This is a genomic window from Chryseobacterium sp. GW821-FHT04C04 (assembly GCF_059420365.1).
On the sequence record NZ_JBWKTO010000007.1, the window covers coordinates 1 to 23,838 of the forward strand.

Genomic DNA, 23,838 nt, shown 5'->3' on the forward strand with positions numbered 1-23,838 from the left:
CCGCCGCCAGTTTTTATTTTATTTTTAAAAAGTCCTTTATCATACGATAAAGGACTTTTTTGTTGTTATATACTTATACTTATACCTACAGCAAACTCCTATAATCACTTAGAATTCTTATCTCCTATTCCTAGCTGCTTCTGGTTTATGAGTAATATATGGTGAGAATCCAGCCTCATCCCCAGCTTCCAGTCTTTACAATCATTATTGTACTTTCTTATTTTCTTCAGTTAATAGGATTAATTAAAATATAAGTTTGGGCTAAAGCCATATGGAAATGGAACTTTTGACCAGAACGGGCTAAAGCCCGCTTCTATTGAATATTGTAAATGTAGAATAATGAAAGCTGATCAATCGCAGTCTGAAACTCGGATCTTATAATTCTCTTCCTTTTAGCCCTGATAGTAATGGTTACCCCGCAACACGCGTGGGACCTTTCGTGAACTAACAGAGTTGTATCTCTCATAATGAAGCTTTGGCGTGAGGAGTATGAATGGATAGCGGGATAAAGCTCCTGAAATAGCACAAGGTGGTCAATACACTGTTTCTTCATTATTCCTCAAAGGAGTCTGGACGAAGAAGAAGCGATAGCATCAAATGACTAAAGGATTAAAGACTTTTGGGTTTGATCTTTGGAATCCTTAAGATTGTAACACAGTCTGGATGCCTACGGAATGACACGATTGAAATTGAGGTGTATCCGTCATACTTTGTCATTCCTTGTAAGAGCAAAGAGGCCTATTTTTATCAGTCATTTCTGATGTATCATTCAACACCTATCACTATCATTTTAAAGCCATAAATGGCTTATCATAGGCGAAAAGTTATTTCCCTACAAAAAAGAGAGATAACCCTTTGGAATCCGTCTTATTTTAATCCACAAGAAATAAAAAAACCGTCTCTGTAAAGAAACGGTTTAAAATTTTATGACATCTTGATTTTAATGCTTACATATCATTGTTTGTATCCGGGCATTTGAAATCATCGCTGCAGGTAGCACAAACAATGACTCCACTGCAATAATACATACAGAAGTCTGCTTCAGGAAGTTTAGCTCCTCCACTAATGTTTTTTAATTGGCCTTTTTGTAGTTTTTTTAGATTTTTCATATTGTTTTAATTAAAAATTTGTAGGTAAAGTAAAAATAGTTAAAATATTTTTAATTAAAAAGAAATAATATGTTAAAAAAAATATTAATATAAATTATTGCTCAACAGTCTTTAATACTATTGAAATTAATTTAAATATTTGATTATTAGTGAAATAAATATTATTTTTAAACAAGCGTTATCCGAAAAGCTTATAGAGTAGGAAATACCAAAAAATTAAAAACTATGAAAAATCTAAAAAAACTTTCAAGAGAAGACAAGAGAGGTATTATGGCGGGAATAAATTCCCCTGCCTATTGTTTTGAAGGCGGAGGGCCCGGTGAAGGGGGATGCTCTGTAGGTGAGATCTGTTCAGGTGGAAAATGTGTCCCCGACAGTGGAAATCCGGGTGGAGGAGGAAATCCTGGAGGTGGTGGTGATACATATACCTGTATCTGTCCGTGGGGAACTTTTACACAACCTACTCCGTGTCCGGAATTTTATTGTATAACAGGATAGAATAAAAAAATAGTCAATAATTAATCTGGCTAATACCATTTCTGATATTATTTAGATGCAGATTAATTATTGACTATTATACTATTATTTTTTAATCAATCCCAGTTCGATCAATCTCTCATGCAGGAATTCTCCGGCAGTAGTATCTTCGTACAATTTTGGATTGTTTTCGTCTATACAATTTTCAAGTGCATTTAAAGACATTGCACTTACTGGATGCATGAAGAAAGGAATAGAATATCTCGAAGTACTCCATGATTCTCTTGGCGGGTTTACTACTCTGTGGATGGTAGATTTCAATTTGTTGTTGGTATGTCTTGAAAGCATATCTCCAACATTGATCATCAACTCATCTGGCTCTGCAATAGCATCAATCCAGTCTCCATTGTGATTCTGAACCTGAAGACCTTTACCCTGAGCACCCATTAAAAGAGTAATAAGGTTGATGTCTCCATGGGCAGCTGCTCTTACAGCATCATCCGGTTCTTCTGTAATTGGTGGATAATGGATGGGTCTTAAAATAGAATTTCCTTCTGCAATTTTGTTGTCAAAATAAAATTCATCTAAACCAAGGTGCAAAGCTAAAGCTCTGAGCACATTCTGTCCTGTTTTCTCAAGCATTTGGAATGCCTCTTTACCTACTTCGTTGAATTTCGGAAGTTCTTCAACGATTACATTGTCTGGATACTCCTTTTTGTATTCTGAATCATCAGACAGATATTGTCCGAAGTGCCAGAATTCTTTTAAGTCTCCTCTTTTGAAACCTTTTGCAGTTTCTTTACCAAATCCTACATACCCTCTTTGGCCGCCGATTCCTGGAATCTCATACTTCTTTTTCGTTTCAACGGGTTGTTCAAAAAAGTTTTTTACCTCTCCATACAATTCATCTACTAATTGATCATCAAGAAAATGGCCTTTTAAGGCTACAAAACCAATTTCTTCATAAGCTTTTCCGATTTCATTTACAAATTTCTGTTTGCGTTCCGGGTTGTCCGAAAGGAAATCACGCAGGTCTACACTAGGTATTTTATCCATTTTTAGAAATTTACGAATAGCAAAATTACATTTTTTTTAATTGAAATGATTTTAAAATCATTATTTATAAGTTAAATTTGCTGTATGAAAAAATATTCTTCTAAGAGAAGTATCCAAATACTTGCACATCTTCTTCAACAGTACGGAATTGCAGATATTGTAATTTCTCCGGGGTCAAGAAATGCTCCTTTGGCCATTCATTTTTCAGAGATAGATAGTTTCAACTGTTACAGTATTGTAGACGAAAGAAGTGCTGCTTTTGTGGCAATGGGAATGGCAAAAAGCGAAAAGAAACCGGTAGCGATTACCTGTACCAGTGGATCAGCGGTAGTTAATTACTATCCTGCTGTTACTGAAGCCTTTTATCAGAATATTCCCCTTTTGGTACTGACTGCTGACCGGCCTACCGATTTTGTTGATTTATTCGACGGGCAGACGATTAGACAGAAAGATGTTTTTCATCAGCATTCTTATGGTGATTTCCAATTGTTGGAAGACAGCAAAGAAAATGCAGAAGATATTAATTTTGAAATCATTAAAAAGGCGATCGAGCTATGCTTTGAAAAGCAGGGCCCGGTACATATTAATATTCCTTTGGAGGAACCTTTATACGAACTTGTGTCGGAGATTCCTACTTTTCCTACGGTAGAAAAAACAATCAAGCATAAAGAATATGAAATTCCGTCTAATCTGGTTGCAGAATGGCATACTTCCCAAAGAATTATGCTGTTGGTAGGAACGAGAGATTATAGCCCGGAACTGGAAAACCAATTGACACAGCTGGTGAAAAATCATTCTGTTGTGGTATTGAGTGAAGCCAATTCTAATCTGTATCATGAGAAGTTTTTCAGACATATAGACCGTTATATTTTTAATTTTACGGAAGAAGATTATAAGACCTATGCTCCGGATTTATTGATTACCGTTGGGCAGAATGTAGTTTCCAAAAAAGTAAAACAATTCCTGAGAAGTGCCCGTCCGAAACAGCATTGGCATTTGGATGAAGTATGGCAGCCGGATACTTATTTCTCATTAACAGAAAAAATAGAGGTTAAGCCTGAAGTTTTCTTCTCGAAATTGTTGAAATTTATTAATCTTGAGCCTAGACCTTATTTTAATCTTTGGGATGTTTTAAGGGATAAAAAAGATGCTAAACATGAGCAGTTTTTAAATACTGTTGAGTTTTCAGATTTTTATTTCTTCAATAAGGCTTCACAGACAATTCCTGAAAATTATAATATCCATGTCAGTAATTCTTCCGGGATCAGATATGCACAGCTATTTGATTTTGGTAAAAGAAAAATATACTGTAACAGAGGAACGAGCGGGATTGACGGTTCTACTTCCACTGCGATGGGATTTGCCATTAAAAATGAAAAACCTACTTTATTGATAACAGGAGATTTAAGCTTCTTCTACGATATCAATGGACTTTGGAACCAATATATTCCACCATTTGTAAGAATTATGATCTTCAATAATGGGGAAGGAAATATCTTTAAAATCATTCCGGGACCTGGAAATGCCAACCCGAATACATTAGACGAATTTATTGCTACGAAACATCGTAAAAATGCAGAATCCCTGGCCAAACATTTTGGATTCTCCTATATCAGAGTAGAGGATGAGCCTACTCTGGACAGAGTTCTTGAGAATTTCTTTAAGCCTGATGCACAGCCAAAAATCCTGGAAGTAAATACTCACGGAAAAAACAGTGCAGATGTACTGAAGTCGTATTTTGAATTTATGAAATAAATTTAAAGATCAAGATATTCTTCACTCCCCGGCAGATTGGTAATTCTGTCGATAGGATAGATAAACATATCATCGAAATCATTCAACGCATTAATGATCTGGAAATGGGTGAATTGCTTTATATTCTGTAAAGTGATCTCCGTTTCTTTGATCTTTTTATGCTTTAAAAGGTGCTGTCTTTGTACTCCGTTCAAGAGATAGGTAGAAGGCGTAAACCAGTCTTTTCCTTTTAAAAATAAAATGTTGGAAAAAGAGGTATCGGTAATATGATTGTTTTTGACGATGATGATCTCTTCTGCCTTGGCTTTCATCTTCATTTTTTCCAGCTCCTTTCGATCTTCGAACTTGAATGAATAATCGAAGCTGTTGTTTTCTACCAATTTGAAATCATGTATCTCAGGAATAGCATAAGGAATCATTTGTGTCCTGATTCTCTTGTCAAGATCATAAGCAATTCTTAATTTAAAAAGACCATCCTCATCATGCTGCAGGTTTTTATAGATCTTGGCCAGATCGATAGAGTCTTCTTTCCCGAAATGGGAAAATGTTTGATTGACACGTTTCTGGTGTAGATCCAATAGAAAAATCTCCTGATCTTCTACTTTAATGCTTTCAATGAATTGGGACATAGATTTTATTTTTCATTTCCTGATATTCGTCTTCTAATTTACTCATATGCGTTATACCGCCTCCGCTTTTGAAATAAAGTTGATCTCCATCTTTTTCAATAAAGCGTATCATTACACAGCTGTCGACATTCTGGCCGTCAAACCAGCCACAAACTCCTGTGTAATATCCTCTTTCATATCCCTCCGCATCCAGAATTATTTCCAGTGTTTTAGGTTTAGGGGCTCCTAAAATAGAGCCCGCAGGAAGCAGTTTCTGCATAATACTTCCTATTTTTCCGTCAAATTCAGGTTTTATCATTCCTGAAATCTCGGAACTCATTGCATACAGATCCTTCTGTTGGGTTTTGATGAAGTCTATATGCTGAAACTGGTTTACTTTTACATCATCAGCTACCATGCTCAGATCATTGCGAAGCAGGTCCACAACAGTATAATGTTCTGCTTTTTCCTTTTTATCATTCTTCAGTATTTCTGCTGCATTTTCAATGGAAGCATCAATGGTTCCCTTCATGGGATAAGTCAGAATTTTGCCGTCAATGATCTTTACAAAAGTTTCAGGAGAAAAAAATACAAAAAAATCTTTATAAAAAACTTTATACTTAGCATTTGAATGATAAAAAATTTCTTCTAACGTTAAATTGGTCTCTATCTTCGTTTTTCTGGTGTAGTTTGTCAAATAAGAGTTTCCTAGGCGAATATTTTTCTGAACTTTGTCAAAACCTATTTTAAAATTTTCCTGTGTTTCAGGAAATGATTTCCATACGATATCTTTGCTTAACACTTGTTGTTCTTTTGTGTTTGCAAAATTTTGAAAATCAATAATTAAGCCTGATTTTTCAATTTCATTTTCGGGGTATATTTCGACATTCTCCGAAAGAAAGTCGATCATGAAGAAATAGGGAACTTTCTGCAGAGAAAGCGCATCCATTTCAATAAATTTTTGATTATTCACTGAAAACATTCTGCAAAAATAATTATTGATGTTTACTTTTGCATAAATTTTTTATGATGCAGAACAAATATCCCCAAAAACCGGGAATAGATTTTATATTGAAGCAGGCTTTTTTCTATTGGAATAAAACACTGGTTTTTCAGTTGATGTTTTCAATTATCTTTTTTGGAATCTTCCTTACCGCTATTATGCTTTTTGCGGGGAAGTATGAAATATTTTCTTACACTCAGGAGTTAACAGAAGCTTTTAAGGAGGGTACAGAAGCTTATATGGAAAAAATGGCAGCGCTGAGTGCCACAGAAAATTTTCAGATGTTTAATCTGGCCATCTGGGCAACTACAGCATTTCTATATCCTTTGAATCTTGGGATGTTCCAGATTTTCAGAAAGATTGATCTTAATGAAAAAATTGTAATTGGCGATTTATTTGCCGGATACAATGGGTTGAACTTCTTTAAGTATGTGGGGTATTTTCTTTTCTGGTTCTTTGTTTACAGATTTACTGCTCCTACCATTATATTGGCGGTAATTTGGGTTGCTGTGACAATATTTGTAGCGCCACTCATGTTTTTCACCAATAAAAGGATTTTTGAAGCCATTTCTCTTAATTTTAAAGCACTTAAAGTGTATTTTGTAGAAATAATGGTGTGTGTGATCGTTGCTTCTCTATTTAAGTACTTAGGTTTTGCCCTGTTTTTAATAGGAGGTCTTTTCACATTTCCTTTTTGGAATGCCATGATTTATTCCCTTTATAAAACAGTTTTTTCAGAGAAAAATTAAAAATTCGTTCGTGTTTAATATGTTTTTTACTAAAAAAAACTAAATTTGGTAAAATCATTAAATATTTAAACTATGTCTGAATTTAACGAATTTGATCAGCAGGGCTCTGTTCCTAACAGAGATACGGGATCAATCATTTCTCATGCTTTTGAAATGTACAAAGGTGTTTTCGGTTACGGAATCGTCGCTATGATCATTTATTTAGCAGGAGGAACTGTGATTCAAATGCTTACAGGATTTGATTCTGCCTCGATGGTAGAGGAGATGAAATCTTCGGGAGGCGACTTTAATTATTGGAGTGCTCCGGGGCTTCCATTGTATATGGGTGCTTCCGGTCTTTTTGGAATTTTATTGTCTCCTTTGTATGTAGGATTGATCTACATGGTGAATAAGTATAATACCAAAGCTCCGATTGAGTTTTCTGATCTTTTCATCGGATACCGTCAGAATTTTGTAAACATATTGATTTACAGTCTTCTTTCATGGATTATTTGCTCTGTTGCCCTTGCTTTATGTGTTTTACCTATCATTTTTGTGTATCCTTTTCTTTTAATAGGATATCCTATTCTGTTATTTGAAAATGCTTCAGCTACAGATGCCTTAGGGAAATCTTTCAATATTGCTAAAGAAAATTATGGAACGTTTTTGCTAACAGGGTTTTTAGGATTCCTGATCTCTATGGCAGGAATTATTCTTTGTGGAATAGGAATTATCTTAACCGCTCCGTTTATTATGATTGTAATGTACTCTGCGTATTGCGCTTTCTTAGGAAAACCAAGACAAATTACATACAGTAAATAAAAATATCAAAAATACATGATGAATAAGGACAAACAAATAAGCAGTGTTGCGATAAAGCAGATGTCGTTGCTGGCCATTATTGTGATATTGGCGGGACTTATATGCTTTAATCTGGCATTGTTTATTCCCTCGGTTCTGGGGGCGATTACCATTTATGTAGTCTGCAGGAAGTATAACTTTTATCTGCAGGAAGAAAAAAAATGGAAACCGTCACTGGCTGCCCTTGCATTAATGTTTGCAAGTCTTGTTGTCCTCATTCTTCCCATCTATTTTATTGCTGATCTGATTATCGATAAGCTGGGGAATGCACAGGCTTATATGGCTAAGTTTAATGTTTTCCTCGACAAGATCCATTCTTATATTTTCTCTAAAACAGGATTTGATATTCTAAGCAAAGAAAATATGACCAAACTGAAAGATTCTGTAGGAAAAGTTTCAACATCAGCACTCAGTGGAACATTCAATACCCTTACAGTAGTGATGTCCATGTATTTTATTCTCTATTTTATGCTGGAAAGACCAAGGCTCTTCGAAAAGATTCTTACTACTTCCGCCCCCTTGAAGAGATCCAACATTTCTTTGATTGGCGATAAAATGAGAAAACTGATTATGGCCAATGCTATTGGAATTCCGGTTGTTGCAGTAGGACAAGGGATAGTAGCTCTTATTGGTTACCTTATTTTTGGGGCACCGGGAGCTGTACTTCTTTTTGCTTTAACGGCTGCAGCTTCAGTGATTCCTGTTGTAGGAACAGCTATCGTGTATGTTCCGGTATGTATCTTTATGATTGCAGAAGGAAATACCGGGCAGGGACTGGGGCTGGCTATATATTGCCTTGTAGTGGTAGGCCTTACCGATAATCTTCTCCGTTTTACCCTTTTAAAGAAGCTGGAAAACATCCATCCTTTAAATACCGTATTTGGGATTATTATGGGAATGAACCTGTTTGGCTTTATGGGGCTTATTTTCGGGCCTATTCTCATCTCATTGACGCTTCTCCTGGTTCAGGTATACAGAAATGAATTTTCGGATGAAAATACCCCTCCGGAGCTTGAACTACCTGATCAGAATGAACTGGACAAAAAATTAATTTAATTATATAAAAACGTGGAGGGAATCAATCCGGAAATATTAAAAGAAATCTGTGTATTTAAAATGCCGTTCGGTAAGTATGAAGGGACGGTTTTGGTAGACCTTCCGATAAGTTATCTGGAGTGGTTCAACAGAACCGGAATGCCTAAAGGAAAACTTGGGATGCAGCTTTCAACAGTTTATGAGATCAAACTCAATGGTCTGATGGATCTTTTGACTCCCATCAGAGCTTCAGTGAGAAATGGATTGTAACATTTAAAATATACCGATCTTAGTATAAAGTTTCGGCGGCATCGAAGATGCCGCCGAAACTTTTTTATTATAAGTCCTGTTAAGCCTTCAAAGCTTCAATTTCATCTCGTAGCTTAGCTGCTTTTATAAAGTCAAGACTTTTAGCTGCGGCCTCCATTTCTTTCTGTTTCTGGGTAATCATTTTCTCAATATCCTCACTGGCATAGGTCGCTTTTGTTTCCGCCACTTTTTGCATGATTTCCTTTTGAGTATATTTCTGATCAGGAAAGTCTTTGCTTCTTCCGACAAGGTTTTCAGAAATCTTTTTATTTAAAGCTGTAGGCTTAAGGCCGTTATCTTCGTTGTATTTCATTTGCTTAGCACGGCGATATTCGGTTTCATCCAGAGTAGCCTGCATAGATTTGGTGATCTTGTCAGCATACATGATCGCTTTTCCGTTGATGTTCCTTGCAGCACGTCCCACGGTTTGAATCATCGATCTTCTGCTTCTCAGCATTCCTTCTTTATCTGCATCCAGAATCGCAACCAATGATACTTCCGGTAAATCCAATCCTTCTCTTAATAGGTTTACTCCGATAAGAACATCAAAAAGTCCTAAACGAAGATCCTGCATAATCTGAATACGCTCCAGAGTTTCAACATCAGAATGAATATACCTTGTTCTGATCCCGAACTTGATGAAATACTTGGTGAGTTCTTCAGCCATTTTCTTCGTTAAAGTAGTTACCAGAACTCTTTCATCAGCATCAGATCTTTTGTGGATCTCTTCCATTAAATCATCAATCTGGTTGAGACTGGGTCTTACCTCAATAATTGGATCAAGAAGACCTGTAGGACGGATAATCTGTTCTATATAGGATCCTCCTGTTCTCTCAAGCTCATAATCTGCCGGTGTTGCAGAAACATAGATGACCTGGTTTTGTATCGCTTCAAATTCTTCAAACTTCAAAGGCCTGTTGTCCATAGCTGCAGGAAGCCTGAATCCATATTCCACCAATGCTTCTTTTCGGCTTCGGTCACCACCGTACATGGCGTGAACCTGCGGAATGGTTACGTGGCTTTCATCAATAACCATCAAAAAATCCTTTGGGAAATAATCAATCAGGCAGAAAGGTCTTGTCCCGGGAAGGCGGCCATCCAGATATCTGGAATAGTTCTCAATTCCTGAACAATAACCCAATTCCTTGATCATTTCAAGATCCAGTTCAGTTCTTTCCTGAAGTCTTTTTGCTTCCAGGGGTTTTCCGATAGAACTGAAGAAGTCGACCTGTTTTACCATATCATCCTGAATCTCTTTGATCGCTCCGTTTAAGGTATCTTTTGAGGTTACGAAAAGATTGGCAGGGTAGATTTGAATTTGTTCAAAATTAGCCTCTACATTTCCTGTAACAGGATCAAAACTTTGGATCTTTTCAATTTCATCTCCAAAAAACTGTATTCTGATGGCATTGTCAGCATACGCCGGGAAAACATCTATCACATCACCTTTTACACGGAATGTTCCCCTTTGGAATTCATTTAGCGTTCGGGCATATAATGCATTAACTAATGAGTGAAGAAGGGCGGTTCTCGTCACCTTTTCACCAATAGCTATGGAAATTAAGGATTTATGAAATTCTGTAGGGTTTCCGATACCATAAATACAAGAAACAGAAGCTACAATCAAAACATCCCTTCTTCCTGAAAGAAGACTGGCGGTCGCAGAAAGACGTAATTTTTCAACTTCTTCATTGATGCTCAGATCTTTTTCAATATAAGTTCCTGTTGTAGCTATATAAGCCTCAGGCTGGTAGTAATCATAGTAGCTGACAAAATATTCCACAGCACTTTCCGGGAAAAATTCTTTAAACTCCATAAACAGCTGTGCTGCCAGAGTTTTATTGTGTGCTAGTACCAGAGTGGGACGCTGTACATTTTGTACAACATTCGCCACGGTAAAGGTTTTTCCAGATCCGGTTACTCCTAAAAGCGTCTGATATTTCTCACCGATCTCTATTCCTTCGGTAAGTTTTTCAATGGCTTGAGGTTGGTCTCCTGTAGGTTTATATTCTGATTGAAGCTTAAAATTCATAGAAAAGAATGTATACAACAAAAATACGAAAGAAATTTTTAGACAGGATAATCTTTTGAAGATGAATATTTTGATAATATAATTTTAACAGTCTAAACAAGGATAATTAAAAAAATAAAAAGCGCTAAATAGTAGCGCTTGTGTTATTATGGACGTGTAAAAGTCATGGTTGCGGGGACTTTCAGTACGGAAGCAATGGCTTTGCCATCTTTCGTAGCGGGTATCCAGACTGTGTTATTACTTATTGCAGTAACGGTCTTAAGAAGCTCCCGGTTCAGGATTTCATTGTCTCCCGAAGTCGTTACCTGAGTTGTTTTTCCTGTTTCGTCGATGTGAATATAAGCTGTCGACGTTATTGAACCATTTTTAGATTCAAGATTGCTGGTATCAATGCCCTTATTTATTTGCATCCTTAAGTTCTTATCCCCATCAGCGTATTGTGCCGGAAACTCATTAGCATTCTGTTGAGTATTGATGACTGTGTTTTTGCTTAAACTATTTTCTCTTGGAATTATAGTGTCTGAAATAGCTTTTATCCCTTGTCTTTTGAAGCCCATGATGACAGAAGATTTTCCTTCTTCTTTGGTCTTCTCAAAATAAGAATGAGTCATTAAGGTCACCTGGTAGGGCTGAGGATTTTTTGCTGTTCTTGCATTTGGAGAAACTTTGCTGATATAAACATTTGAAAAATCGGTTTTTGTATAGTTTTTCAAAATGTCGTTTTCAATTTTTTTTGTATCAATCCAGACTGCGTAGTTTTTCTTATTTAAAAATGATTTCAATTCGTTCTCTGTAGGAATTCTTTTTTTCAATTCAGGCATTGTAAAGAAAGTAATCTTCTGCTCATTCCTTTGATTTTCATTGAGTAAAGGGTAAAGTTCTTTCAATCTTTTTTTATCACTTTCGGAGACTTTTTTTGCGAAATCAGCATATTTTTTATGGCTTAGGAGATCCGAATATTTAGCTAATATGTCTTTGAATTCCTGATAAGGATCCTGTCCAGTGGTTGAAACACTGGCTTCTGTTGTTTTTTCAAAAATCTGAGCATTTGCAGGATTACCAGCATAAGTTCTCTCAGAGAATAAAGCAACTGCTGCAATCAGAACCGTGATTCCTGTGGCTTTTCTTAGCAGACTGAATTTTGTTTTTTGGGTTTTCATCATAATAAATCTTTTTTTGGTATTATTAAAATTGAATGAATGGGTCAAAGGTGGGTTTTGATGACTAAGAATTTCTTCGAGAATCAGACTCTGGTATTCTTTAATGTTATAATTGCTTTTCATAACAGCTTCATCTGCTAAAAACTCATGATTCGTGATCACTGCCTTTTTATATAGGAAAAGAACGGGATTGAACCAGGTGAAAATCTTTAAAATATCCAGAAGCAATACATCTATACTATGTTTCTGTTCAATGTGAGTTTTTTCGTGAAGGAAGATTCTTGGATCAATGGTGTTATTTTTCATATAGCTTCCTCCCATATAGATTGTATTCCAAAAACTGAAGGGGGAAAGGTTTTCTGTTGTTAATATGACATTGTGATGATGGTAAATATATTTTTCTCCTTGTATTTTTCTGACAGCGAGAAGAGCAAAAAGGCTTCTCAATAATAGAAAAAGCGTGATGACTATGTAAACACCCCATACAATATTCATCCAGTTAAAGCTTTCCTGCACCGGCTGCTCGATAAAAACCATTTGCTGGGCGGTTTTTTCAATAATCAGTTGAGGATTATTCTCTATTTCCGGTCTTTGTGTGGTGATCGTAACAAATGGAATCGCATAAGAAAGCAACAGCGAGCTTAATAAATACAGTCGGTTGAATCTGTACATTTTTTCTTTTTCCAGAAACACATAATAGGCGGCTATGAAAATAGAAGAGCACAGAACTATTTTAAAAATAATGGCAGACATATCTATTCTTTTATCTGTTCATCTATAATATCACGAAGTTCTTTCAGTTGCTTTTGGCTGAGTTTTGCATTTGAAGTAAAAAATGATGCGAACTGTGTTACCGAGCTATTGAAAAAACGGTCAATCATGGAAGTCATTTCTTCCTTGAAATATTCCCCTTTTTCTACCTTTGGGTAGTATTCACGGGAGTTTCCATACAGTTTATAGCCTACCAACTCCTTATTTTGCATTCTTTTAAGCAAGGTAGCAATAGTTGTAGGTGCAGGTTTGGGTTCCGGATAAGCATCCAGAATATCCTTCATGAAAATTGTTTTCTTTTCCCAAAGGATTTCCATGAGTCCTTTTTCAGAATCTGTTAATTTAATCTCTTTCATTCTACAAGATTGTAATTTGTTCTACAAATGTAGAATAAAAATTAATATACACAAACTTTATGGCATTATTTTTCCATTCAATGTAGAATCACCTAATCATAATGTTATGAAAATCAATCAATTTTATGTTCCGGCGCTCAGCCTTTTTCTTATTTTGTCCTCATGCAAAGAAAATCATGCGAATGCTCAGAAGACCGGAAATGACGGAAGTGTAGAGACCGATAATCCCAATTCAGACTACAAACCGGCATTTAAAGGACAGACAAGAATTACTGCAGTAAAGACAAAAACAGCTTACCATGTAGAAGTATTAAGTAAGGATTTGGGAAGACCTTGGGGGATTATCAATCTGCCTGACGGAAGATTTCTCATTACCGATAAGAATGGCCATATGAATGTTGTTTCAACAGATGGAAAACAAGTGTCAAAAATAGAAGGCTTTCCAAAAGTGGATTCGAAAGGGCAGGGAGGAATGTTGGATGTAGCCCTTGATCCTGATTTTAAAACCAATACTATGATTTACTTCAGTTTCTCGGAACCTTTTGGAAAAGGAAACCTGACTTCTGTGGCGAAAGGTAAATTATCTGGAGATTTTAAAAATATATCAGACGTAAAAGTGATTTTCCGCGCAGAACCTTCTTATGATGGAGATAAGCATTATGGAAGTCGTCTGGCTTTTGATAAAGAGGGAAATTTATTTGTCAGTACTGGGGAAAGATCAGATAAGGTGACGAGGGTGTATGCCCAGAAAACAGATAATTATCTTGGAAAAATTCTAAAGATCACAAAAGATGGTAAACCCGCTCCCGGAAATCCTTTTATAGGAAAGCAAGGCTATAAACCGGAAATCTATGCCTATGGCGTCCGAAATCCACAGGGTATGGCTATTGATCCACAAGGAAACCTTTGGGATGTGGAAATGGGACCAAGGGGCGGAGACGAAATCAATCTGATCCAGCCCGGGAAAAACTACGGATGGGGAGATGTTACCTACGGAATTGAATATTCCGGGGATAAAGTAGGACAAGGGATTACCCAAAAAGAAGGAACCGAACAGCCCGTTTATTATTGGGATCCTGTGATCTCACCAAGCGGGATTACTTTTTATACCGGGAATATCGAAGAATGGAAAGGAAATCTTTTTATAGGATGTTTAAGTGGTGAGCACATCGACAGAATTATCATGAAAAATAATAAAGTAGTAGGAGAAGAACGTCTTCTGGCAGATCAGAAAGAACGTTTCCGGGATGTATTGAACGGAATTGATGGTCATCTGTATGCCGTAACAGACAGCGGTAAGCTTTATAAAATTTCAAAAAAATAAAAAAAGGAGCTGTATCAAAAGTGTCATTCTAAACACAGACTGAAAGTTTGCGAACGTAGTTCAGAAATGTAGTGAAGAATCTTTTGTAATGGGCTTTTAAATAAGATTCTTTCTTCGTCAGAAATAGAAGATTCGATATAGTTAATGACAAAGATCAAATTGCTAACCTTTGATACAGTTCCTTTTTATTTTCTTAAAACTTAAAGTTAAGTCTGGCAAAAACCTGTCTTCCGGCAAATCCCATCTGTACAGGATCAAAAATACCTCCGGATTCTGTGTTTCCACTGCTTACCTGGGTGGTTTGCAATGTCGGATATCTGTTGAATAGGTTTTTACTTCCTAAAGTCAGATTCAGATTTTTGCAGAATTCATAGCCAAAGGAAAGATCGGTAGTTACTTTCGGGTTATAAATCTGCTCTACCTCATCATAACCGATTAAAGTTACTTTATCAAATCTTACCATTTGCAGATTCACATTGAATTTGTTGATTTTATAATTAAGGTTTAAATTAACCTTCGTTTTCGGAGCAGAAGCCAGAATGAATCCTCTTTCTCTTTTGCTCAGATAAATGTCTTCTTTTCCTGCCAGCTGCTCAGAAGTATTCACTTTCGTAATTTCCATATCATTATAGTTTCCGGCTAAGGTTGCCGTTAGCTTTCCGGAGCCAATGTTTTCGGTATAGCTTAAAATAAGATCTATCCCTTTTGTACGCGTATTGATCGCATTAGAAAAGAACTGGGCCTGGTCAATATAGGGATAATCTGTCTGAACATCTGCAGGGAGATCATCTCTTGAAAAGTTTCCTGTGAGAACAATTCTGTTTTTTACGTTGATGTAATACCCATCTATTGTTGCAGTGAATTTTCCTGTATTATAAGTGAAACCAGCACTTCCGTTTACGGATGTTTCCTGTTTTAGCTGTGCAATTCCCACTCTCTTGGCCAGATCACTGTCATTAGAAGCCAGCTGGATGGTAACCAGCTGACCGCCCTGAAAGTTGGTAAACTGCTGGCTGTAATATTTCTGCGCCAATGACGGAGCTCTGAATCCGGTAGAAACAGACCCACGGAAGGCAAATTGTGGGGTAATGGCATACCTTGTTGCAAATTTTCCGTTCAGAGTGCTTCCGAAATCATTGTAATTTTCAAATCTTCCGGCAACACTTACCATCCAGCTTTTAGTAATATCAAGTTCAGTGTCTACATAAGCAGCAAAGTTATTTCTGCTTTTCCCAATATCTGTAGAATAGCCTGGAAACCCCTGAGAACCGCCCGGTCTTACTTCTCCGCTTAAAGGATTGGTTACCAGTTGATTTTGAGGAGTGTTAGGAGTCACGATATTTCCATTCACATCATACATTGCATAAGATGCCTCCTGGCCTTTAATAATATTGAATTTTTCATACCGGAATTCTGATCCGAAAGCAACATTAAGCCCTTCCAGTACTTTGAATTGTTTAACAGCATTAAAACCCGTTGTATTTTGGAGCAATGAATGCCCTCCGGCATTAAAGCTTGTAGGTGATTTAATTCCTAAAGTGGCATTGATTGTATTGTCAATCTGATAAGTAAATCTATTGTTACCAAAAGCATTATAAAAATCTACATCCCAGTCAGCAACTTTGAATTTTAAGCCGTTGTCAAAAGTGAAATCTGTAATACTGGTATTTTCAATTGGATTGAATCCTGTTGGGTAAACCTCAGGAATATTTCCATCTGCATCCGGTGTTCTGGTCCAGGCATATGCCTTAGTATTTCTATGTGAAAAGCCCTGACGGGAATAGAACTTCAGTCCGTCAGATAAAGGAACTTCAATATTTCCGAAAAAGTAAATATTTTGAGCCTTGGCATCTCCAAAACGTTGTCTTGGCGCGGTATACATATCCGGATTTGCATTTCGTATCGCATAATCTTTGTTGATAAATTCTACGGTAAAGTTTCCGAAACCACCTTTTGAACCTATTTTTGTTCCTAAATTTCCGCTGAAATCAAAGGTCGTTCCGTCTATTTTATGATCAGAAACGATATCATTATTTCCGGGACTTTTGAAAAGGTTCATCCCTGTGAATACATTCCCCTCAAAACCTTTATCACGGTCATTAAGAATAACATTGATTACCCCTGCGATAGCATCCGAACCGTATTGAGCTGAAGCCCCGTCACGAAGAACTTCCACTCTCTTGATGGCACCGATGGGAATCGTGTTCATGTCATACCCTGTATTTCCTCTGCCTTTGGTTCCGAAAAGGTTGATCAGTGATGACTGGTGATATCTTTTTCCATTCAAAAGGAGTAAAGTCTGGTCGGGACCAAGGCCTCTTAAAGTAGCAGGATCTACTGCATCAGCACCGTCAGATCCTGATTGTTTATTGGAATTAAAAGAAGGAGCAGAAAACTGGAGCAATTGGTTGATTTCCACCTGTCCTGTTGACTGGCTTACCTGTTTGATATCAATGATATCAATAGGAACAGGAGTATTAACGACCGTTCTTTTTTTATTCCGGCTTCCGGTAATGGCAACTTCGTCTATTTTTGATTCTTTCAGAGTATCCTTTATTTGTTGGGCATAGGAAAAGGTAGTTGCTCCAAGTAAGAAGATGCTGATGTATTTTATTCTCATATTAATAATTTTGCGTAGTGATTCCATCAAAATTATTAATATTTATTTTTAAATCAGCACTAAAATAAAATAATCGATACGAATATATTAATTCGGTGTTGATTTGTTAGGTGTTTAGAAAAATAATAATATAATATTGAAATTTAATGAAAAATTTTAATGTTAAAAACTGGTAATGATTCTATTAATTCCTTCTTCTAAAATTTCCTGTGATGTAGAAAAGCAAATTCTGATATGACCTTCTGCTCCCTTTCCAAACCATCTTTCTGATCCGGGAACAATGGCCACTTTTCCTTGTGTTAAGACATGTTGGGCGAACTCATCACTGGACATTCCGTTTTCAATCTTTGGAAATAATACAAAAGTAGCTTCGGGTAGGTTGGGTGTTACAATTTCTGAACGGCTCAATAATCTAAAAGCAAGATCTCTGTTGCTCTGTAAATGATTTAAAAATTCTTTATACCAGGGTTTTGCTTTCTCCAATGCCACACTTCCGGCAATCTGTGATAAGGTGGAAACTCCTTCTATCGTAGAATTGAAATTAGACTTTTCTGTAAAATCTTCAAGAATATCCTGGTCGTTACACAATACTGCTCCAATTCTCAGTCCGGCGATCCCAAAAGATTTTGAAAAACCATAGACGGTAAAGCTCTTTTTCTTTGCCTTTTCAGAAACGGAAGAGTAGGTATAGAAATCTTTATTATCATAGATAATATCACTCCAGATCTCATCACTCATTACCCACAGATCATGCGCTGAAGCGATCTCTGCAATTTTTATTAATATTTCTTTAGAATAGACCTTGCCCAATGGATTGTGTGGATTGCATATGCTGATAAGCTTGGTCTTCGAATTGATTAAAGAAATCATTTTTTCGAAATCAATTTCTCCGGTAGTGGTGTCAACAGGGCAGAGTACTACTTTTCCAGCAGCAGTCTCTACCGATTTTTTGAAAAGAAAATCTACAGGATCCAGAATAATGGCTTCATCTCCCGGATTCAGAACATAGGATGCGATGAGGTACATTCCCTGGGCGGCGCTGTTGACTGCTAGTATATTTTCAGGAGAAAAGGTGCCCTGTTTTTCTTTGTTAAAGTGATCTGCAACGCTTTTCTTGAATTCAGGAAGTCCGGAGAACGGTCCGTAGCTCAGATAGCCGTCTTTAAGATATTCTATAATTCCCTGTTCTATTTCTGGGGCAGTTCTGAAGTCGGGATCGGCTGCTGTTAAAGGGATAATTCCTTCTTCCAGGGTTGCCCATCTTCCGTTGTAGGCTTTTCTTTTGAGTGCTTCAAAGTTGATATCGTTATTGGTAAACATTTTTATTTGTATGATATAGGTAAAATATTTTCTGTTTGCTGGTCAAGCGGAAGTAGAAACTGATTCAGTAATGTCCTTCCATTGTTGATGTGGACTTCAATTTCCGGTTTCCTTTCTGCTTCATATTTACTGAAGGCTTCTGTTGTAGTATTCTTTTCAACTAAATATTTAGTTAGTGTAAATGAATCTTTCAGTGCTGAAGTAACTCCCTGACTTGTAAATGGAATCAGTGGATGTGCTGCATCACCGATGAATACAGCGTTGTCTTTATAAAATGGATTCAGTTTTTCCAATTCATAAACGCGCCATAAATGTACGTTTTTGTAGTCTGATTTTTTTATGATTGACGGGACTAAAGGATGCCATTTTTCAAAAACTTCAAGCATATATTTCTTTAGATTGTCGGCAGAACAATCATTGATACGGTATTTCTCGTTGTCAAACTGCGAATACCAAAGAATTGTATCTTCGGAAAGTTTGAGAATTCCGAAAGTCAGTCCGCCTTCTTCATGATGAAATTTCATAAAATCATTTTCAAGGGATTCTGCAATCTCTTTATTTTCAATGATATTTACCACTTCACTTTCTCTTACGATTCTTATTTTTTCATCTTTAAAAAGTTCCTTTCTGATGTGGCTTCTGGAACCGTCAGAAATAATAATGATGTCATCATCAATATCAGTTCCGTCAGAAAGTTTCATTTTTCCACCCTGCTTACCATCGGAAATAATAGTTTCCTCGTAGGTTATTTTTTCAGGGGAAATGTTTTGGTATAGCAGATCAATTAATTGATGTCTCGAAATAGCAAAAACACTGTCCAACTCCTTTTCTGCAAGTATTTTTCCTGTATGGGAATATTGTATGTATTTTTTCAGGAAATTTCCATGCTTATGAAGAAGGCCGGGATCAATAATCTGATAAAGATAGTTCATCCCCTCCTGCGGAATGAGAAAGCCGTGGCCTGCCAAATCTTCTTTTTTTCTTCGTTCGTAAATGTGATAATCTATCTTCTTTTTTTCTAAGTAATTCGCCATGCTTAAGCCGGAAATACCAGCGCCCACGACAGCAATTTTGTTCATTTTCGGAATAACGGATTTTCAGGTTGGTTTTTTGAGTATTTTTTAAATCTACTTCATTAAATCAGTACAAAATTAAAATTAAAAACAGTTACTATTGATAAAAATGAAATTATTTGATTTTGATTTTGAGAAAAATAGAATGAAAAAAATGGTATATGCGTGTCCATAAATATATATAGTTGATTTATATGTATTTATAAAACATATATGTTGTTATGGATGAATAATTTTTTATTGAGTAAAATGGTTTGTGAGAAAATAAAAATTTGTTTCTGTAATATGCTTTTAACTGTAATGCATAAAAAAACCGGAAAAAATTCCGGTTTTATCATTAAGCTTTTTCAAGCTGAACTGTAAAATGTCTTAAGATTTCCGGTTCCCAGACGATTTTATATCCTTTTGCTATTTCTTCACGTCTTTCATAAACGTTCTTTATAGCCGCAGCAATATAATCCATGTGGTTATTCGTATAGGTCCTTCTAGGAATTGCCAGACGTACCAATTCTAATTTCGGATAACGGTTTTCTCTTGTTGCAGGATCTCTGTCAGCGAGTAACGTTCCGATTTCTACGGTTCTGATTCCTGCTTCTTTATAAATTTCAAGACCTAATGTCTGTGCCGGATATTCTTCACGGGAAACATTCGGAAGGAAGTTTAAAGAATCGATGAATACAGCGTGTCCTCCAATTGGCTTCTGAACAGGGATTCCATATTCAATCAGTTTATTTCCAAGATATTCAACCTGAGAGATTCTGCTTTCAAGGTAAGCAAATTCAGTTGCTTCATCCAGACCTACGGCCAATGCTGCCATGTCTCTTCCAGCCATTCCTCCATAGGTAATAAATCCTTCATAGATGATGGTGAAGTTGGATGCTTTTCTGAAAACGTCTTCATTATTCAACGCAATGAACCCACCGATATTGACAAGACCGTCTTTTTTGGAGCTCATTGTCATTCCGTCTCCATAAGAGAAAATTTCTTTGCAGATTTCCTTGATGCTTCTGTTTTCCTGCCCTGCTTCTCTTTTTTTGATGAAGTAGGCATTCTCAGCAAATCTCGCCGAATCGAAGAATACGGGAATCCCATACTGATCTGAAAGCGCTTTTACAGCTTTCATATTTTCCAAAGAAACAGGCTGGCCTCCTGAAGAATTACAAGTGATTGTAATTAAGCAGAAAGGAATGTTTTCCTTAGGATGGCTTTTGTAAACTTCTTCCAGTTTTTCAAGGTTGATGTTTCCTTTGAAAGGGTGAAGATCATTAATGTCAAAAGCTTCGTCTATTGTACAGTCGATAGCATGTGCCTTTCTGATTTCGATATGTCCTTTTGTAGTGTCAAAATGAGAGTTCCCGGGAACTACGTCGCCTTCTTTTACCAATACTGAGAAAAGAACGTTTTCCGCGGCTCTTCCCTGGTGAGTGGGCAATAAATATTTGAATCCGGTGATTCCTTCTACTGTTTTTTGTAATTGTTCAAAAGAACGTGATCCGGCATAACTTTCATCTCCGGTCATTAAAGCACCCCATTGTCTATCGGACATTGCTCCGGTTCCGGAATCGGTAAGAAGGTCAATATAAACGTGTGAAGATTTTAAGTTGAAAAGGTTATAATTAGCTTCTTTAAGCCATTGCTCTCTTTCTTCTCTGGTAGATTGGTAGATTTCCTCCACCATTTTAATGCGGAAAGGCTCCGCGTACGGTAATTTCATGAGTTAAAATATGTTTTAAATTGTTTGTAAAGAAAATGTGTTTGAAAATAATTTCAAAATTCATCAATGTATACATAAGACGTAGGAAAGAATTATTCCGGTGCCTTAAATATATTTTCATCAGAATGGAAGCCGGCTACACCGCCACTCACTGCAAACTTCATTGCAGAAGCTGCTGTCATTCCCACTACAGGTTTGATGTTTTTTTCTTCAGTAACAATTACCCAGCCCGAGATGGCGTACGAGTGGGGAAGATATACCGCAACGTAATTATGCTTGTCAACGTCCGACATTTCTTTTTGAGTTAAAAAACCGATTCTCCAGATTTCTGGATTTTCATTGGTTTTTACCCATACAGGATCGTTGAATTTTTTCTTGTCGCCTACGAATGAAGACATGACATCTTTCGTAGGAGTGTAAATGTGTTTTACTCCCGGAGTTTTCTCCAGTAAGCTGTCCATCGTATCGAAAAAGAACCTTCCGACTACGAATTTATTTCCTAAAAATCCTAAAATTGCTGTAAACAGTATGATTGATACGAAAACAAGCCCCGGCACCTGCTTGGCAAGAGAGGGGATAAGATTGTCAATAGCACTTACCACATACCAGATGACAAAAATGGTAAGCCCGATAGGACCAATGATCACTAATCCCTGAAAAAAGTTTTTCAGAAATAGATTGGCGATATTTTCAAAGCTTGGTTTCTTCAACGTTTACTCTTTATTCTTTACTGTTTATATGTTAACCGTGAATGGTTTCTTTATTCCCATAGGATTTGATAATACTAGCTTCGTATTCCAGCCATTCTTCCCAGCGTTGGTTTACCTTTTCGATATCACCCAGCTGTCTTGCGAAACCAATGAAAGTCGTATAGTGATTAGCTTCTGAGATCATTAATTCTTTATAGAAAGTTTTAAGCTCTTCATCCTTAATATTTTCGGTAAGAACTTTGAATCTTTCACAACTTCTTGCTTCAATCATTGCCGCGAAAAGCAGTTTGTCAACAATCAGGTCTTCTCTGCTTCCCTGAACAACAAACTTAGCCAGTTCATTAACGTAATCATCTTTTCTGGCTTTTCCGAAAACGAAGCCCCTCTTTTTGATAATTTCGTGAACCTGGCTGAAATGGTCAAGCTCTTCCTGCGCAATGGCAATAAGTTCTGTGACGATTTCCGGATGTTCGGGGAGCATATTGATTAAACTGATGGCATTTGTTGTGGCTTTCTGTTCGCACCACGCATGATCTGTTAAAATTTCTCCTATGTTTCCTTCTGCAATATTTGCCCACCTTGGATCGGTGGGAAGTTTCAACTTAAACATGTTTTGAATTTTTTGTAAAATTAAAATAAATTGCGATAATAAAGATTATTTTATTTCAAATTGACTGCTAATCTGTTAAGAAGCCGTTTTTTTTCTTAAAAACCCTAAGATTTGCCATCCCAGATCGTCTACTTTTTTTAGTCCTGCAGCTATAATGAAAGCAAGAATGATATTAAGAACATAAATAAAGACCATCAGAATCCACCAAGGCATATTTTCTTTCAAAGGAACTACCAGGAAATAAACCAGTGAGGAGCTGATCCCTTGTGCAAAGTAGAAGAAAATAGCATTCTTTCCAATATGGGTGATAAGGCTTTCTTTTGTGATTTTTAAACGGTTATAGAGAACAAATAATGTTACCAGAGAGAACAATGCCCAGATGATATAAGGAATCTTGGGTGGGAATTTATTTTTATTGATCTTATAAAAAATCTCCCCTCCATAATACAAGAACAACCATATAAGAGATGCTGCAACAAGTGCGTATAGTACAGGAATTGCTTTGGTCGGTATTTTTTTTCCACGCATTTTGTTTCCGATTAGAAAGACAGCAAGATAAAAGGCAACATATCCCACCTGTCCTGTCGGATAATATTCCGGGAAAATGTTGAATAATAAGGTTAAAGCGATGCTAAGTCCAATGAACCAATTGATGTGCTTCGGGAAAAATCTTAGGATAAGCACTCCGAAAACAGTAAGGATAAAATATACTTTCAGATACCAAAAGCTTCCCATAACCACCGGAAATGTATCTGCATTGGTATACTGATGAAGATACCAATTGCCCAGATTTTCCCATTGAGGATAAGTTGAAATACTGGTCGTGGCGTATTTGGAACCAAATGTTGAATAAAAACTCTGAAGCCATTCCATGGAAAAGAAACTGAGCCCGAAAACTTTAAAAAAATAATCTAAAAAGAATAGGAAAGTCACAAAAATCATATAAGTGATCTGCAGTTTTAGAAGACGGTACAATGTTTTTTCAATATTGGCTCCTGAGGTAATACCACTGAGTGCATAAAATAGAGCCACATCAAAAACAAGAGAGAAGACTCTTACTTCTGCGGGAATATAAAACTGCCCAGACCAGAAAGCTGTATGGATAAAGATAATGGAGAGTGTTGCCAGTCCTTTGGCGAAATCAATATAGAGATCTCTGTTCATTTTAGATTGATTGGAAGTTCTTTTGTTATTTTTTCAAAAATAC

At 36.6% G+C, this 23,838-nt stretch carries 21 protein-coding genes; 7 read left to right on the forward strand and 14 right to left on the reverse strand.

The window, feature by feature from the left end; all coding sequences use genetic code 11:
* Positions 1-947 precede the first annotated feature (947 nt).
* Positions 948-1,109, reverse strand: coding sequence for a bacteriocin-like protein (locus tag AC07UM_RS21655; RefSeq protein ID WP_236852482.1), 162 nt, complete (start codon positions 1,107-1,109; stop codon positions 948-950).
* Between the two features lie 225 nt (positions 1,110-1,334).
* On the opposite strand from AC07UM_RS21655, the gene AC07UM_RS21660 reads away from it, so the two are divergent.
* Entirely contained in the window at positions 1,335-1,607 is a 273-nt protein-coding gene (locus AC07UM_RS21660) for a hypothetical protein (RefSeq protein ID WP_494684978.1), read from the forward strand.
* A gap of 84 nt (positions 1,608-1,691) precedes the next feature.
* Here the strand turns inward: AC07UM_RS21660 and AC07UM_RS21665 are convergent, their stop codons facing one another.
* Positions 1,692-2,642: an isopenicillin N synthase family dioxygenase gene (locus AC07UM_RS21665; RefSeq protein ID WP_494684977.1), complete on the reverse strand. Its 951-nt coding sequence runs from the start codon at positions 2,640-2,642 to the stop codon at positions 1,692-1,694.
* An 84-nt stretch (positions 2,643-2,726) separates the two neighbouring features.
* Between AC07UM_RS21665 and menD the strand changes: the two genes are divergently transcribed.
* Entirely contained in the window at positions 2,727-4,397 is a 1,671-nt protein-coding gene (menD, locus tag AC07UM_RS21670; RefSeq protein ID WP_494684976.1) for a 2-succinyl-5-enolpyruvyl-6-hydroxy-3-cyclohexene-1-carboxylic-acid synthase, read from the forward strand.
* A gap of 2 nt (positions 4,398-4,399) precedes the next feature.
* Here the strand turns inward: menD and AC07UM_RS21675 are convergent, their stop codons facing one another.
* Together AC07UM_RS21675 and AC07UM_RS21680 are read right to left on the reverse strand one after the other, a co-directional pair.
* Positions 4,400-5,026: an aminotransferase class IV gene (locus AC07UM_RS21675; RefSeq protein ID WP_494684975.1), complete on the reverse strand. Its 627-nt coding sequence runs from the start codon at positions 5,024-5,026 to the stop codon at positions 4,400-4,402.
* Positions 5,010-5,987, reverse strand: coding sequence for an aminodeoxychorismate synthase component I (locus AC07UM_RS21680; protein ID WP_494684974.1), 978 nt, complete (start codon positions 5,985-5,987; stop codon positions 5,010-5,012). The genes AC07UM_RS21675 and AC07UM_RS21680 overlap by 17 nt, the downstream gene beginning before the upstream one ends.
* 44 nt (positions 5,988-6,031) lie before the next feature.
* Between AC07UM_RS21680 and AC07UM_RS21685 the strand changes: the two genes are divergently transcribed.
* The 4 genes from AC07UM_RS21685 to AC07UM_RS21700 all read left to right on the forward strand — a co-directional run bounded on the left by AC07UM_RS21685 (position 6,032) and on the right by AC07UM_RS21700 (position 8,902).
* Positions 6,032-6,757: a hypothetical protein gene (locus AC07UM_RS21685; protein ID WP_494684973.1), complete on the forward strand. Its 726-nt coding sequence runs from the start codon at positions 6,032-6,034 to the stop codon at positions 6,755-6,757.
* A 72-nt stretch (positions 6,758-6,829) separates the two neighbouring features.
* The gene (locus AC07UM_RS21690; RefSeq protein ID WP_494684972.1) at positions 6,830-7,558 is read left to right on the forward strand and encodes a beta-carotene 15,15'-monooxygenase; all 729 of its coding nucleotides are present in this window, start codon (positions 6,830-6,832) and stop codon (positions 7,556-7,558) included.
* A 15-nt stretch (positions 7,559-7,573) separates the two neighbouring features.
* Positions 7,574-8,653, forward strand: coding sequence for an AI-2E family transporter (locus tag AC07UM_RS21695; protein WP_494684971.1), 1,080 nt, complete (start codon positions 7,574-7,576; stop codon positions 8,651-8,653).
* 21 nt (positions 8,654-8,674) lie between these two features.
* Positions 8,675-8,902: a DUF3820 family protein gene (locus AC07UM_RS21700; protein ID WP_103231362.1), complete on the forward strand. Its 228-nt coding sequence runs from the start codon at positions 8,675-8,677 to the stop codon at positions 8,900-8,902.
* A 79-nt stretch (positions 8,903-8,981) separates the two neighbouring features.
* On the opposite strand, the gene uvrB is transcribed toward AC07UM_RS21700, so the two are convergent.
* The 3 genes from uvrB to AC07UM_RS21715 form a co-directional block, all read right to left on the reverse strand.
* Positions 8,982-10,973: an excinuclease ABC subunit UvrB gene (uvrB, locus tag AC07UM_RS21705; protein WP_494684970.1), complete on the reverse strand. Its 1,992-nt coding sequence runs from the start codon at positions 10,971-10,973 to the stop codon at positions 8,982-8,984.
* Between the two features lie 146 nt (positions 10,974-11,119).
* Entirely contained in the window at positions 11,120-12,886 is a 1,767-nt protein-coding gene (locus tag AC07UM_RS21710; RefSeq protein ID WP_494684969.1) for a M56 family metallopeptidase, read from the reverse strand.
* Between the two features lie 2 nt (positions 12,887-12,888).
* Complete coding sequence (locus AC07UM_RS21715) at positions 12,889-13,260, reverse strand: BlaI/MecI/CopY family transcriptional regulator (protein WP_103231334.1); 372 nt, start codon at positions 13,258-13,260, stop codon at positions 12,889-12,891.
* 106 nt (positions 13,261-13,366) lie between these two features.
* On the opposite strand from AC07UM_RS21715, the gene AC07UM_RS21720 reads away from it, so the two are divergent.
* Positions 13,367-14,584, forward strand: a complete 1,218-nt coding sequence (locus tag AC07UM_RS21720; RefSeq protein ID WP_494684968.1) for a PQQ-dependent sugar dehydrogenase — start codon at positions 13,367-13,369, stop codon at positions 14,582-14,584.
* Positions 14,585-14,777: 193 nt separating this feature from the next.
* Here AC07UM_RS21720 and AC07UM_RS21725 read toward each other — a convergent pair whose 3' ends face one another.
* From AC07UM_RS21725 to AC07UM_RS21755, 7 genes are all read right to left on the reverse strand, one after another.
* Positions 14,778-17,204 carry a TonB-dependent receptor plug domain-containing protein gene (locus tag AC07UM_RS21725; protein WP_494684967.1) on the reverse strand — a complete coding sequence of 809 codons (2,427 nt, stop codon included), beginning with the start codon at positions 17,202-17,204 and terminating at the stop codon, positions 14,778-14,780.
* Positions 17,205-17,366: 162 nt separating this feature from the next.
* Entirely contained in the window at positions 17,367-18,524 is a 1,158-nt protein-coding gene (locus tag AC07UM_RS21730) for a pyridoxal phosphate-dependent aminotransferase (protein WP_494684966.1), read from the reverse strand.
* A gap of 2 nt (positions 18,525-18,526) precedes the next feature.
* The gene (locus AC07UM_RS21735) at positions 18,527-19,603 is read right to left on the reverse strand and encodes an FAD-dependent monooxygenase (RefSeq protein ID WP_494684965.1); all 1,077 of its coding nucleotides are present in this window, start codon (positions 19,601-19,603) and stop codon (positions 18,527-18,529) included.
* A gap of 331 nt (positions 19,604-19,934) precedes the next feature.
* Positions 19,935-21,311, reverse strand: coding sequence for a tryptophanase TnaA (gene tnaA, locus AC07UM_RS21740; protein ID WP_494684964.1), 1,377 nt, complete (start codon positions 21,309-21,311; stop codon positions 19,935-19,937).
* A 92-nt stretch (positions 21,312-21,403) separates the two neighbouring features.
* A complete protein-coding gene (locus AC07UM_RS21745; RefSeq protein ID WP_236852507.1) occupies positions 21,404-22,021 on the reverse strand; it encodes a DUF502 domain-containing protein in 618 nt (205 codons plus the stop codon).
* Positions 22,022-22,052: 31 nt separating this feature from the next.
* Positions 22,053-22,631, reverse strand: a complete 579-nt coding sequence (locus AC07UM_RS21750) for a MiaE family protein (RefSeq protein ID WP_124535977.1) — start codon at positions 22,629-22,631, stop codon at positions 22,053-22,055.
* 75 nt (positions 22,632-22,706) lie between these two features.
* Positions 22,707-23,795 carry an acyltransferase family protein gene (locus AC07UM_RS21755; RefSeq protein WP_494684963.1) on the reverse strand — a complete coding sequence of 363 codons (1,089 nt, stop codon included), beginning with the start codon at positions 23,793-23,795 and terminating at the stop codon, positions 22,707-22,709.
* Between the last annotated feature and the right edge of the window lie 43 nt (positions 23,796-23,838).